We start from the raw sequence: 14,527 nt of genomic DNA on the forward strand, positions 1-14,527 counted from the left end.
GGCAGGGAGCGCCCTGCTTAATCACCAAATGCCATACTCAAATTCAAGCTGGCATGAAATGGTTGCCCCACTGCCACCGCATAGGCGGAGCTACCAATAGACGAGCTGTAATATTGGGTATTAAACAAATTGTTCAAATTCAATTGCACAGTAATCGGATGTTCGCGCTCGAAGGTATAGGCTGCAAATACATCGGCAACACTGTAAGCTGGCAGGTAAAAAGAGTTGTTATTGTCACCCGCCCGTTTACTGGCGGCGCGAAGCCCCCCACCATAACGTAAACTCCCCTTACCAGAGAAAAGCGATCCTTGATCATAACTTAACCACAGCGAAGCGGTATGTTTGGCAACGTTCGCCAAACGCTTGCCTGCATAGTCAGGATCTTCCAACACCTTCGCATCCGTCAGACCATAACTGGCAACAACTTGCAATCGCTCGAAAAGTTCACCCGCCACATCCAATTCGATGCCTTGAGAGCGAACCTGACCTGCGGTGCGATAAACCGTTTCATCGTTCACCGTTTCGGAGTAAGCCACGTTTTGCTTAAGTGCATGATAAAACGCCAGCGTCATGCTAAAACGCTGGCCCAGATCAAACTTACTGCCAAATTCGTAAGCCCTGCCCTGTTCAGGGTCCAAATTACCGTAGGGATTGCCAATTGAACTATTCGGACGAAAAGTTTGGCCAACATTAGCATACAGCGAGCTATCCCCAGTCACCTTCCAGACCAGACCTGCATTAGGTAATAAGGCGGTGCCACTGGAGTCGGTATTGTGCGCAGCGCCTCGACCAGCATCGATATCAAACTGCTGCATCCGTAATCCAGCAACAGCTATCCATTGCTCATTTAAGTGCAGTTGGTCCTGCAGATAAAACGCACTCGTTGTTATGGTTTCATATTCGCCCACTGCTTGCTCGGCATTGTAATCACAGCCCTGCATCTGTCCATACAGCGGGTCATAAATATTAAAATCTGAGTTGGTATTACAGTTTTGCAGTTTGGAACGTCGAGTTGTTTCATGGTCGAAGGAGGCGCCCAATAATAAATGATGCTGCCCCCCCAGACTGGCTGTCTGGCCGGTGAGGTCGCTGCGAACCGCATGCATACTCCGTTTATAATAGTCTCGAACATCCGCCCGTCGGGTCACATTGCCGGTCGCCGAATCGTAGCCTCGAGTTCGAACCTGATTGGCGACAAAATCATCCTGAGAATAGGCATAATGGAGTGCCAGATCCCAACTTGCATTGAGATGATGGTTCAGCGCTAGTTTTGCCAGATCCGAGTCCCCTTCGATTTCCGAGAACACTTCATCGAAACGAAGTCGTGGGTCTGTCGCAACAAAATCTCCCTGAGTCACATCAAAGATGGTGCCGCGATCATAGGGGGCTAAATATTGTTGATGGGTATAAGAAAGTAGCACTTCGGTGTTCATTCCTTGCCAAAGCAACGAAGGTGCAATCGTCCAGTTTCGATTCTGACCAAAATTTCTCCAGTAGTCGCTGTCTTCAAATTCACCAATCATCCGGTAGGAAAAATCACTATTGCCGAGCTGCCCGGTCAGGTCACCCCCTAATACTTCGCCAAAACGCCCCGCCCCCAAGGCTGAATACTTTGACCAAACTTCAGCAGAAAAAATTTGCAGTGGTTTTTTACTCACCACATTGACCATTCCGCTTGGGTCGAGCACACCATACAGCGTAGAAGAGGGACCCTTTAATACTTCGACATAGGCGGTGGTTACATTAAACGAATGAGGAAAAGCCGTCTTTAAACCATCGCTTAACAAAGAGCCATCACGACTAGAGCCAAAGCCGCGGCGAATAATGGCGTCTTCTTTCCCACCAATGGTATTGGTTTCGCTCACGCCACTCACATGAGAAAGAGCGTCGATCAGGGAGTCACTGGAGCGGTCTTTGAGCAGCTGAGGGCTGATCACGGTTATCGATTTTGGGATGTCCATGACAGAGGTGGCTGTTCGTGTCGCCAGCGAACTGTTTGCTAAACGATAACGGTCTTGAGCGGCTTGAACCTTCATCACCGTAAGCTCTAAGGTTTCCTTGGTCAGGCTGCTTTCAGTCGCAGCATACAGTAAACGAGGACATACCAGTAAAGTAAAACCCAAAACAACGCGGCATTGGCCTGCCTGTCTAGAAGAAATATTGAATAACATCGATCATTCCATTTATACGATGGCTACACTGCAAACGGGTTATTTTTCAGCCTATCGCCACAACTTAATTTAACAAGACCATAAATGTTACGTGATCTTCACCTCAATAGAAACTAAAATGCGAATCGTTCGTGTTACTATTTGCATGTAATTTAAACATAATTTAGGCAAACATCGATGTCACATACGACTATTACCATCTAGGAGATAAATAAATGGACAAGCGCGCTCAGCCGACCTCAGAGCCTGCAATCCTGCGTGCTGAACATTTAGATGCCGGACACGCAGGCCATACCGTTCTAAAAAACCTCAATCTCAAACTGGCCTCCGGAAAAATGACGGTGTTACTGGGGCCCAATGGATCGGGGAAGTCGACCTTGTTAGCCAGCCTTTCACGTTTATTACCAGCCCAACGAGGCTCTGTCTTTTTACAACAGCGGAATATAGCTGATATACCCAGCAAGCAAGTGGCCCGTACGCTTGGCTTATTACCACAACAACCAAGCGTGCCGGAAGATCTCAGCGTTAAAGATTTAGTTGCCCGGGGTCGCTTTCCACACCAAGGCTTGCTCAAGCAATGGAGCGAACAGGATCAACAGGCCGTGGCCGAAGCAATGCGGTTAACCGCGACCACTCATCTTGCCGCAAGATTGGTCGATAGTTTATCCGGCGGACAGCGCCAGCGCGTTTGGATAGCCATGATCTTAGCGCAACAAACCGAGCTGATCTTGCTAGATGAGCCAACTAGCTTTCTCGACATGCGCCATCAGGTTGAATTGCTTGAATTATTACGAGATTTAGTCAAGCATCACGGGCGAACCATTGTTTGTGTATTGCATGATCTCAACCTAGCCTTGCAATACACCGACCATCTGGTGTTCCTTAAACAAGGTCAGATCCTCCATCAGCTTGAGCACCCAAGCCAATGCACGACGGCCATCGTGGAGCAGGTATTTGAAACGCCACTATTGGCAGTGCCACATCCCCAAACTGGCTTACCGATTTTTTTAAGCAAAACCGCTCCCAATCAACACCAAGCCCAAAGCGCATGAACATATCAGCACTTAGCCCACCGCGGCAGCTTCACTTGACGACCAGCGGACAGCTCAGCTTCATGCTGCTTGTCACGCTCATATTAGGCTTGGTACATCTCATCGAAGGGCCACGCGATATTCCCTTCAGCAGTTTGGCCCATGCCATTATTGACTACGACCCAAACAACTTTGAGCAACGGGTATTGATAGCACTGCGGCTGCCAAGAGTTACGGCGATCCTGCTTGCAGGCATCTGCCTCGCTATAGCCGGATATTTAATGCAACTCACGCTGGCTAACCGTCTCTGCGAACCCCATATCTTAGGTCTTAATGCTGGTGCCAGCTTAATGGTGGTAAGCCTGACAGCCTTTCCAATTGTGCCATTAATTGGCCCTTTACGGCCGCTGGCTGCAAGTATTGGTGCCGCCATCATGTTCAGCATGGTATTAACGCTAGCCTCCTCTGGACGCAAGGGTTTACAGGCGCTGAAACTCATTTTTTGTGGCATCGCGTTTTCCACTCTCGCGAATGCCATTAGCGCCACCATCTTGCTGCTGGATGAAAACACTCTGGACGAGTTGCGCTTTTGGTTAGTGGGTGACGGGGCCAGTGCGCAACTATCCACAGTGCTCGCCGGCTTGCCTTTTATCGGCCTGGCGGTGTTGATGAGCTTGCTACTACTGCCGCAATTAAATGCAATGTCACTGGGCGACAATATGGCTCGAGGTTTAGGAGCCTCGGTTAAGCTGACCCGATTTTTTGCCCTTTGTGCCGCAGCGCTGTTAAGCGGAACTGCGGTATCCCTAGTGGGACCGATTGGTTTTGTGGGTTTAATCTCCCCTTCAATATGGCGGGGTGTGCACGCCCGTCCCACGCGGCAATCAATGCTGCTTATTGCACTCACCGGGGCGAGTTTATTACTGGCTGCCGACCTTGCTGCCACCAGCATCATCTCGCCTCAGGAGTTACCCACGGGAGCCCTAACCGGATTGGTTGGTGCCCCGGTGTTTATGTGGATTTTCACGAGACGGATACGATGAACAAAGCAAGCGCGTTGACCCTGCGCACGGGTCCTTTTTCACTCACATTTCATTTATTGCCGCTACTCAGCCTGGCGGGGCTGAGTATGACACTCGTTGCGGTGGCAATGACGGCCTTGCTCACCGGCAGTGAAGCTGTGCCCTTCGACACATTGTTGAGCTATTTTCATCTGGGAAGCCTCGACGACTCGGCGGCTCAACAGGCTGATTTGTTGATCCTTGATGCGTTTCGTGCGCCTCGGATCTGCTTAGCCATGTTGTGTGGTGCAATGCTCGGCTGTGCAGGTGCGGTGATGCAATCTTTAACCCGAAATGGTTTAGCCGATCCCTCCATTTTGGGGGTACGCGAAGGCGCTGCGTTAGCAATTGTAAGCGTGATACTGATGCGCTCAGAGCTGGCGTTAATTTGGCGCCCCTTACTGGGGATGGCTGGGGGATTAGCTGCCGGACTGTCGGTTAAATTGCTCGCCAAACAGAGTACCGGTCTGCGTTTGGTGATGATCGGCATTTGTTTATCGTGGTTATTATCCGCGGTGATGTTGATTTTGCTATCCTCAAGCAGTACCCAAGATCTACAAACGGTGATGCTTTGGCTTGCCGGCGATCTGCAGTCGGCAACCTGGTCCAGTGTGCAACTTGCCAGCTTGATATTGCTTAGCTGTGCACTGATATTAATCCTGTGCTGCCCCTCGGCAAATATAGAAGCACTGGGTGACGCTTTGGCAACAAGCCTTGGTGTGCGCCGATCTTTAATTGCCAGTTTGCGTTTTTGCGCAGCCGTTTTATTGGTGGCCACCAGCGTATCGGTCGCCGGGGGGATGGCCTTTGTTGGCTTAATTGCACCACATCTCGCCCGTTTGCTGGCAAACAACAGTGAACGCAGTTTGCTGCTCGGCAGTGGCGTGATTGGCGCTTTATTGGTACTCAGTGCTGATACCCTCGCCCGCGCCGCCTTTAGCCCACTCACCTTACCTACGGGGATTATATTGTCAGTGCTTGGAGCACCCAGTTTAATTTTCCTTCTTTGGATGCGCAGGGATCAATTTTGAAATTAATTCGTACGGTTTTATTCACTCTGTGTTGCTGTTTCTTAAATAACAGCAATGTATTCGCACTCACCACGACCTTCTATATTGATGACCTTGGCAGAAGCGTAGCTGTGCCGGTGCACCCGAAACGGCTCGTGTCTACCTACGACGTCGATATCACCATTCCGCTCATTGAATTAGGTATTTTGCCTATCGGCAGTCATGGTCGACTGAATCGTAATGGCACTCCCTATCTGCGCTCCAGTGCACGATTAACCGGTGTTGATTTCGATAACAGTTCAATCTCTTTTATCGGCGCCACGAAGCTTGATCTGGAAAAAATCGTGAGCTTGAAACCCGATTTGATCATCACCGAAAAAAACCGCTCAACTCCAATTGAACTGTTAGCCAGGATTGCGCCAACGGTGGTCATCGATAGTAGTAAAGGGGCGCCACAGGTCTATCGCAAGCTGGCTAAATTAACCGCAAGCCAAGTTCAACTTGGCAGACTAGAGCGCCGTTATGCCATGCAAATCGCCGCGCTTAAAAATAGCATCGGTTCGGCCACTATCACCGCATCGGTATTTCAATCACTACGTGGCAAACTCAGTGTTTACCATAGCTATCGCGCCTTAGGCCAGGTCTTACGTGATGCCGGTTTTCATTTTCCAGAGTTAATCAATGCCATCGACCCAGGCCAGCGTATCTCGCTCAGCGTAGAGCGCCTACCGGAACTGGATGCCGACATTATTTTTTCCCCCTATCGCGCCGATCAAGCTGGTGGCGCGGCAACTGAAATAGCGCATATGAATACCATGCTGGCAAACTTTTGCAACTTTCTGCAAGCCTGTCGAAGTGGCAATTATGTATTGGTGCCACGCGACTTGGCCATCTCAAACTCTTATGCTGGCTTACAGGCAATGGCCACTATGGTACAAGCTCATCTTATTGCCCGGCCAAAACAAAACAGCTTGCCGGACGAGCCAATAAAGCCTGCCGACTCAGCCTTTATACCTTAAAGCTGCCCACCTGCTTGTTCAGCTCTTGGTATAAATCGGAAATATTATGCGACTGAGACTGAATTTCATCCGCGACATTTTGCACACCATCGGTTTGCTCTTTTAACGAAACAAGATTTTGATTGATTTCGCTGGAGACTGCCGATTGCTCCTGAGTCGCCTGGGCCGTGTGATCGGCCATTTCCTGAACCCGCCCAAAAGACGCACGAAGCTCATCAAATATTTGAATAACCTGACTAAAGTTATCAACCGTACTCTCGGCATTTTTCCGACTATTTTGAATGGCACTTGAGGAACGTTCCACGTTTACTTTCAACTGTTCAATCATGCCCTCAATTTCATTGGTACTGTCTTGGGTACGAGTCGCTAAGGTTCGGACTTCGTCAGCAACCACTGCAAATCCACGCCCCTGCTCTCCGGCTCGAGCCGCTTCAATCGCCGCATTCAAAGCCAGCAAATTAGTTTGCTCGGCAATTTTACGGATCACCTCCAGTACTGAGGCGATGGTTTGTGAGCTTTTTTCTAACTCTATAGATTGACTCTCGGTCACCTCGATATCATTGACCAAGCTAGATATGGCTTGATTAGAGGTATTGACCGCGGCAATCCCCTGTTTGGAAAGCTGATTGGAGTTATTCGCTTCCTTAACTGTATCTTTGGCAACCTCAGCCATTTGCTGATTAGACATATTCATTTCGCTACTGGCACTCACAATTGAGTTTGAGGCATCCACTAAAGCCAAGGTGATCGCGCTTGCTTCACTGGACACACCGTTAAACTGTTCGGTCATCCCTCCTAAGGCCTCACTTTTATTGTGAATCACTTTAATAATTGAACGTAGGTGCTCAACAAAACCGTCAAACTCATGAGCGAGGTCACCTAGTTCGTCACCAGCGCTGGAATTAATACGAGCAGTTAAATCACCATCACCCTCGGCGATTTCTTTAATTCGATTGGCCATATTTTTTACGTTACGCGTCAACAGCAAAGGCATGTAATAACCAAATCCGATCGCGACGATAAAAGCTAATATAATGATCACCATGGCAATACTTTCTAGACTTTCCACCTGTTCTCTTAAAATTTCATCACTCTCTTGGGATTTTGCTCTAACGTCTTCTCCGGCTTGATCTAATTGAGAGCGAACCACTTTAAACTTTTCATCGAGCCGCATTAATGCCTCAGAGAGTGCACCGTTAGTCTTGACTTCAGTGGATTCAATAAAAGCAATACTGTTGTGATGCCACTCGGTAAACAAGCTATCAAGCTCCTGATAAGGTTCCGTTAAATTAGGCTCATCAATTAAGTAAGCACGATAGGCATGAAAACGTTGCAAGGCTTGAGCGGCATTTTTTTTAAAAGAAGCTTTATTCTGCTGCGGCAGACCATCGTGAATCATCAATTTCTGCATCGCTAAGCGCGCTTGATAGATGTCCACATCTGCTTTCAGTACTTCAGATATAGCTTCAATGTAACGATTCAGTGTAGCCTGATCGATGTTTTCCGCTTCCAATTTCTGAGTATGTTCATTCAGCTTCTCTCCCGCTTGGTCAAGCATCTGCCGAATCACTCCAAATTGCCGATCCAACTCAATAAATTTAGGACCAAAATCAACCCCCTCTTTTGCAGATGCCATGACCAGTTCGCTCGCAGAGTACCAATCCTGAAAATACTGTTCAAATTGGGTGTAGGAAGCGAGTAACTCGGGTTCACTTTCAAGATTCTTACGATATAAATGGAAACGGTCCAGTACCTGTTGGGCATTTTCTTCAAATTCAGCTCTATTCTCAACGAGAGCCCCTTCGCCACAATAGATTTTTTCGATTGCTAAACGCGCCTGATAGATATCTCGGTCCGCATTTAATACCGCCGATATCGCTGCAAAATAATGCTCATTCTGAACGGTTAGAGCTTTTTGTTGAATAGAAGTCATAGCTTTAGAAAAAATAAATAAGCCAACCAAAATAACCGCCAGCAAGGCGGTTGGAAACATCGCCTTTAATCGAATAGAGTTAATTCGCATGTTCATCCTTTATATGCATGTTATGACGCCATACAACTAGTCTAGGTAATAGATACAAAAAACAACAAAAAAATAATCTTAAAATCAATAGCGATTTTTTGGTCATAAATATATTTATTCACAAGCTTAATGTTTTGCTACACAGCAAAGATTATTAGAAGCAACATCGTATTGAATCAAAGAGCATCAGCCTTCTTCTTCATTGTCTTAATGGGAGCGACAAAACCACCAACACTCATCAAACCAAAAGGACGAACAACATACACTTAGTGGAAGACGACTCACTTGCAGGATTTTATTTTAAACGACACACAAGGCCATAAAAAGACAAAAAACCATATAAACAAATCAGTAACTTAAGGTGGTCTATTTTTTGTTCCGGTGTTACTGGTACATAAAACTCTGGTATTCAGGAAACAAAACCCATGGAATGTCCACTGGGTTTTGAACAAGCGAAAATAAATCGCTTAAAGAGTTTGTTTGATCACCTGTGGCATTGGATACTCATTATCAAGCACTTGTTGAGTCGGCTCATATAAGCGAAGATGCAAATAGAAGTCATCTTCTGGTGCTGGTAGCCAATTACAATGCTCGCCTTCTGGAGGTTGATGTTGAATGCAAATCGGCAAGGTGCCATCTGTCGCATACTTCAACTCTTCAGGACGATTAGTGGAAATCGAATAACGATTGATTTCATTCTCCACCATAAACAAATTTGTAGCATCGTACATAGTTAAGGACCAGAACTCTTTTGCTGGCGCATCCGCTGGCATGGTCATTCGATACTGATATTTACCCGATAATTGCATACCTTGAGAGTCGGTGTAGCGGTTTGGGTAAAGTGCTCGCTCTGGCACATTTAAGCCAGCGGCGCGTAAATTAATACTCGCGCGGCTCAAATAATCCTGGCCATAACGCCCCCCTTCAAACATCATCGACCAACCGTGACTAGTTGCGCCAAGTTGACGACCTGCGTAGTCAATAATACGGGCTGAAGATTCCACCGCACGCAGCAAACCGCGTTTTTGCGCTGCAGAAAGCAGCTCCGAATTAAAAGGCGTTTCTCCTCCAATACCAATGTATTTAAATTGCGCCACCATAGCGGCATCTTCGGCTAAAGGGTTTTTTCTTAATTCTTGATCAATTAAGGCAAACCACTCCAAACCTTGGGGACGAGCCATTGGCGGAATACCACCTGAAGATTGTTGAAGGCTAACTACGCCGTGAGACTCACCGTATTCAGATAAAGGATAATGGATAAAACCGTCATGTACTTCAAGTGCCGCATCCAGATCTTGCTCTCCTGCCACACCAGTACGTTGAATATACCAAACCATGGGGGTACGTGACTCAATCACCCCGCTAATGCCCTCTGGGATTTCCCCCTGCCAACCCTGCTGGACCAATAAAAACTTAGCCCCTTGAGTGCCAGCATTTTGCTTAATAAGGTCATCGATAGAATCAGAGTAGGCATCGAGCAACTGAACAATAAAATAACGGTTATCGGTTCTAGGGACTTCGATAACCATCGGCCCAGATACATCCAAATCAATATGTGATTGAGAGTATAAGGTGTCGTTGTTTACCGTAGGAACAATACGGTGTTGCGGACCCGATAAGACGCGCGTTTTGCCCATTTGATTTAGCGGTGCCATCGCGTTATCCATCGGGGCTGTCACCGATGTGGAGGTTTGGCGAACGGCTGCCACAGTGAGCGGACCCGTCCCATAAATAAAAGCTTGTACCCCGAGATGATAAGCAAGCTCCTCTTCAGCGCTGTGTTGAGACTGCGCAAAACTAGAAAGAGCAAAACCTGAAGCAAAACAAAACATGACTGCGGAACAGAACTTATGGTTCATTTAAACCCCTTATAAAGTGAATCATTAAATTACTTTATAAGCCTAACAAAAGCGCTTTCCTCCCCCCATCGATGAATTTCTATAAGCTCCATTAGAAATATTAATAATGCAATTCACCGTCAATAATTGCGGAAGCTTCCTCAAATAGCCAGTTGGTAAGCGGGTCAATGCGATTTCGCTGATGGGTAAATAGCGCAATACTTCGGAATCGGCTTTTATCAGGCAGAGAATGAGGTAAAGGCTCGAAGCGGAATTTGTAAGGAAATCGAGCTGCAATATTCTTAGAAACAATACCAATATAATCACCATCAGCAACCAAGGCTAACATTAAGCCAATATCACTGGTACGCACACTAATCTTTTTGTCGAGCTCAAGAGACTTAAGTATCTGCTCACTACGAGAGACGCTGGATTCACCAAAGATTAAATTAATACACAAGGGATAAGCTAACACGGCACTGAGTTCTGAGGACTGAAGCGGATGGTCTTTACGCATCACCATTACAAATTCATCATCACCAATGTCCTTTTGCAAAATATTTTTATTGGTTTCCATGGGTAGATAACTAAAACCCCAGCATTGGTTTTTTAACTCCAGATCTCGCTGAGCCTCAAAGCCCCAATGGTAACACTCGACCGTAATTAACGGGGCCTGAGCACTAAGCTTACTCACTAAGGGGGCGGCGAAAGAGCTCATTAAAGGGGGGGACAATATCAAGGTGATCTCGCCTTCGAGCAGGGAAATGTCCCAATTTTTCTGGTTAATATATAACGAATCCAATTGATCCAGCAGCGCAGGGAGCTGCATCAGTAACTGCTGACAACGCACCGTTGGCTCCAACTGATTTTTGTCTCGAACAAACAGTGGGTCATTAAATTGCTCACGTAATTTTCGCAGCATGACGCTGATCGTTGGTTGACTAAGGTGCAACCGTTTCGCGGCTAATGTTGTTTGCCGCTCTTCGTTTAACACCAGTAACAGCCGCAATAAATTAAAGTCTTTGATCATCATTGGGTATCATTTTCAACTAAAGCCCTATAATACAACAATGGCTTAGCGCAAGCTGCAATGCTACGAGTATTTATAACTCAGATCCGATTTTAATCTTATCGAGCTTGGTTGAGCTGGCAGTTTTTTGCAATAGAGAACCGAGCTAAATAACAAGATCAAAAATAGTCTAAACTAATACAACCGCATCAACTATGTGGAACTTATGAAAAAGCTCTCAACAGGGATAATATTTGCACTTTTACTCTATCCGTCATTTCCAACATTAGCGCTCCATTCGCTAATTCTTAGCAATGGCGAATGGGAGCCTTATCTATCTGTAAATTTGAAACACGGTGGCGTTGCTTCACACATCGTGAGTGAAGCATTCAAACTTCAAGGGATCGAGGTTCATTATCAATTTTACCCTTGGAAAAGAGCCTACCTATTAGCTGAATTGGGTGAAGTCGATGGCTCGCTCATTTGGTCTTACAATGACAATCGCGCGCAACAGTTTTTGTATAGTGCTGACTTCGTAATAGAGGGGACTTCGGTATTTTTTCATCTGAAAAATTTTGCATTCGATTGGCATAAACCGCAAGACTTATATGGCGTTAAATTTGGTGGGGCGGCGGGTTATAAGTACCAACTACTAGAAAAACTAGAGAGACAGAAGCTCATCACAATTGACCGAAGTAAGTCGGACCGCAGTAACTTCGCTCGCTTACTAAGAGGTTATATTCAAGTTTTTCAACTCGATAAAGCTGCTGGTTATTATCTATTGCAGCAATATTTTAATCCCAATGAAATCGCTCAAATCACTCATCACCCCAAATCAGTCACGAGCGATCGTTATTACCTCATCATTTCTAAACAAACACCAAATGCGCAACAGCTGATAGCTAAATTCAATCGAGGGCTAAGCCAATTAAAGCAAAGTGGACGTTATCAGCACATGCTTCAAGCCTCACTCGATGGTCAGTATATGGACACCGACATGGAACCATAAACGATGATCAAGCTATTTAGTTTGACCAACAAACATCGCCCCTATTGCTACTCACAACTTATAACTATTCACAAGCCGTTTAAGCTCGGTTGCCAATGCAACGACACGTTCGCTAATAATATGCTGCTGGCTGGCATCATGCGCGGTGACGTCAGCGATATCTTGAATGCTCGTCACATGCTGATTCACCTCTGAAACCGCTTGGTTCTGCTGATCAGCGGCTTGCGCCACTTGTGAGTTTAGCTGGGCTATCTCGCGGCTTTGTATGGCAATATCTTCCAAGATCGCACATAACTCTTCAATACTCGTTTCCGAGTTACTAACTGCAGTATTCGCCTCGTTCATCACCGAAATCACACGATCTTTTTGTTGTGTCAGCTGCTCATTAATCTGTTTAATCTCCCCTGTCGACTGATGGGTTCGACTCGCTAACGAACGCACCTCATCTGCGACCACCGCAAACCCTCGACCTTGCTCTCCCGCTCGCGCTGCTTCAATGGCGGCGTTCAAGGCTAATAGATTGGTTTGCTCAGCAATAGCCGAAATGGCTTCAACCATCGAATTCACCCTTTCGCTTCGCTCGCCTAATTCAAGTAAGCTTTCGTTGGCATCTTTTACAATCGCCACTAAGGCTTGCATATAAGCAAGTATTTGTTGCGCCTTCTTCGCACCAGACTCAACATGTAGACTGGCGTGCTGGGTTCGGTCGGTGGTGAACTGCGCATTTTGTTTCACATCATTCGATGAGGCTTCTATTTGGACTAAGGTGGTCGCAACAGAATCGGTTCCAGCCTTCAGCCTTGTGACTGATTGTTCAGTTGAACCAGCCACATGACTGACCTGCTCGGCAGTATCATGTAATTCGTCACTACTACTCGTCAGCTGAGTTAAACTCTGTTTAAAACTATTCACTAATGATTGTAACGAAGCATAAACGCCACTAATTTCATCGTGGTATTGATCCGAAAAATCCACAGCTAGATCTGAGTTATCAGCCGCTTTCAACAAACGATTACGCAGTAATTTAAGACGCTTTGCCACCGCACTTCGAAAAATCAAGGCCAACATTAACATGCCAATAAAAAAGACTACCGTTAACAGACTGGCTTGCTTAAGCAGTGCGCTATAAATAATTTTTTGAGCGCTGGCGAGTGAAAATGCAACTTCAATCACCGCTGCGGTCTCGCCTTCCTTACTGGTCACATGACAAGAAAGGCAATCAACACCGCCATGATCGCGGCTCATGATGATAGGTGTCAGTACCGTCAGCGCAGATTGTTGTTCAATCATACTTTGCTTAACCACCGTCTGCCCAGTGAAAGCCTGACGTTGATTGTCGGTTAAACTAACCGAAGCTTCACTGGGATGAAACATCGCCTGAATCGATTCTGAGCGAATCAGTTTGATATCAAGGATATTCTCTTGGCTAGACATCTTTTTATGCAATAAATTTTTATTTGCCATCGCCCCCGATAACATCAAAGTATTCAGGCCCTCGAAATAACTTTCGCTCATGGCCTTAATTTGCTGACGAGCCATCGCTTCAACCAAAGATTTTTCGTGTTGATAAGTGTAGTTAAGGGTGATGATCAATAGCGAGCAGCCCACCACAAGCATCGTCACATATAGTTTTGTCGCAATGGATAAGCGCCCCCAAAAAAAACTCATAACTGTCTCCCATACTTGAAGAAATCAGTGCACTAAATTATTCGGATTCGGGGTAAAAAATTGCTCAACACCAGTCTTAAGGCGATTCACAACCTCTACTTTGCTTACCGTAAATCAGTATCTGATATGCACTTTAAATACAGCATCAGTAAAGCGCTTCATTGCCATTGGGCTAAATTGATTTTATTCGCGTGGCAAGCCCCTACATTCTCAAACAATTCACATAAAACTGGCGAATTGTTACTAAAATATGAATTGCATCGTAAGTTAAGCCTACATTACCCCACTCGGCAAGATTCAAAAAGTCCAGTTCACCGCGATGTGATGCGCTTATCGCTTCCACGCAAAATAGAAGTAGAATCAAATGATAATGTGAAATATACAAGGACAACAACAGCGCCCAAAAAAACACGAAATGTAAAACAAGGAGGGAGAAACCAAGCCTTTCGATAAAATAATATCAGTTTGGATTCACGATTTTTTTAAACACACTGCTAACAATTATGACATTTATTGTCGCAAGCTAAAGGCATCTAGCGCTTCGGCGGACCCAAAATATCCTCAATGAAATAAGTTTACCTCGCCTAAGCCGATCATATTCAAGGATTCATATATAAAAAGAGCGACTAACAAACTTAGCAGCTCAATCATTAAAGCAAGGAAGCCGGAACAGCTAACGATTGAAGGA

At 46.0% G+C, this 14,527-nt stretch carries 10 protein-coding genes; 5 read left to right on the plus strand and 5 right to left on the minus strand.

Annotation, left to right across the window (positions count from 1 at the left end; genetic code table 11):
- Window positions 1-17 precede the first annotated feature (17 nt).
- The gene (locus tag ACRRSX_RS13065; protein WP_432452751.1) at window positions 18-2,171 is read right to left on the minus strand and encodes a TonB-dependent siderophore receptor; all 2,154 of its coding nucleotides are present in this window, start codon (window positions 2,169-2,171) and stop codon (window positions 18-20) included.
- Between the two features lie 215 nt (window positions 2,172-2,386).
- Here ACRRSX_RS13065 and ACRRSX_RS13070 point away from each other — a divergent pair, with 215 nt between their 5' ends.
- From ACRRSX_RS13070 to ACRRSX_RS13085, 4 genes are read left to right on the plus strand one after another with little or no spacing between them, the layout of a single operon-like run.
- Complete coding sequence (locus tag ACRRSX_RS13070) at window positions 2,387-3,223, plus strand: ABC transporter ATP-binding protein (RefSeq protein WP_432452750.1); 837 nt, start codon at window positions 2,387-2,389, stop codon at window positions 3,221-3,223.
- Window positions 3,220-4,245 carry a FecCD family ABC transporter permease gene (locus ACRRSX_RS13075; protein ID WP_432452749.1) on the plus strand — a complete coding sequence of 342 codons (1,026 nt, stop codon included), beginning with the start codon at window positions 3,220-3,222 and terminating at the stop codon, window positions 4,243-4,245. The genes ACRRSX_RS13070 and ACRRSX_RS13075 overlap by 4 nt, the downstream gene beginning before the upstream one ends.
- Window positions 4,242-5,294, plus strand: a complete 1,053-nt coding sequence (locus ACRRSX_RS13080) for a FecCD family ABC transporter permease (protein WP_432452748.1) — start codon at window positions 4,242-4,244, stop codon at window positions 5,292-5,294. Before ACRRSX_RS13075 ends, ACRRSX_RS13080 begins: the two co-directional genes overlap by 4 nt.
- Complete coding sequence (locus tag ACRRSX_RS13085) at window positions 5,291-6,292, plus strand: ABC transporter substrate-binding protein (protein ID WP_432452747.1); 1,002 nt, start codon at window positions 5,291-5,293, stop codon at window positions 6,290-6,292. Before ACRRSX_RS13080 ends, ACRRSX_RS13085 begins: the two co-directional genes overlap by 4 nt.
- On the opposite strand, the gene ACRRSX_RS13090 is transcribed toward ACRRSX_RS13085, so the two are convergent.
- The 3 genes from ACRRSX_RS13090 to ACRRSX_RS13100 form a co-directional block, all read right to left on the minus strand.
- Window positions 6,282-8,315, minus strand: coding sequence for a methyl-accepting chemotaxis protein (locus tag ACRRSX_RS13090; RefSeq protein WP_432452746.1), 2,034 nt, complete (start codon window positions 8,313-8,315; stop codon window positions 6,282-6,284). The genes ACRRSX_RS13085 and ACRRSX_RS13090 overlap by 11 nt on opposite strands.
- Window positions 8,316-8,782: 467 nt before the next feature.
- Window positions 8,783-10,174 (minus strand): DUF1254 domain-containing protein, encoded by a 1,392-nt coding sequence (locus tag ACRRSX_RS13095; RefSeq protein ID WP_432452745.1) that lies wholly within the window; start codon window positions 10,172-10,174, stop codon window positions 8,783-8,785.
- Window positions 10,175-10,274: 100 nt separating this feature from the next.
- Window positions 10,275-11,186 carry a LysR family transcriptional regulator gene (locus ACRRSX_RS13100; protein WP_432452744.1) on the minus strand — a complete coding sequence of 304 codons (912 nt, stop codon included), beginning with the start codon at window positions 11,184-11,186 and terminating at the stop codon, window positions 10,275-10,277.
- Window positions 11,187-11,388: 202 nt separating this feature from the next.
- Between ACRRSX_RS13100 and ACRRSX_RS13105 the strand changes: the two genes are divergently transcribed.
- Window positions 11,389-12,171: a substrate-binding periplasmic protein gene (locus tag ACRRSX_RS13105; RefSeq protein ID WP_432452743.1), complete on the plus strand. Its 783-nt coding sequence runs from the start codon at window positions 11,389-11,391 to the stop codon at window positions 12,169-12,171.
- A 51-nt stretch (window positions 12,172-12,222) separates the two neighbouring features.
- On the opposite strand, the gene ACRRSX_RS13110 is transcribed toward ACRRSX_RS13105, so the two are convergent.
- Window positions 12,223-13,839, minus strand: coding sequence for a methyl-accepting chemotaxis protein (locus tag ACRRSX_RS13110; RefSeq protein ID WP_432452742.1), 1,617 nt, complete (start codon window positions 13,837-13,839; stop codon window positions 12,223-12,225).
- Between the last annotated feature and the right edge of the window lie 688 nt (window positions 13,840-14,527).

Origin of the sequence: Agarivorans sp. QJM3NY_30, assembly GCF_050870855.2 — a bacterium.
In the GTDB taxonomy this organism is placed as follows: domain Bacteria; phylum Pseudomonadota; class Gammaproteobacteria; order Enterobacterales; family Celerinatantimonadaceae; genus Agarivorans.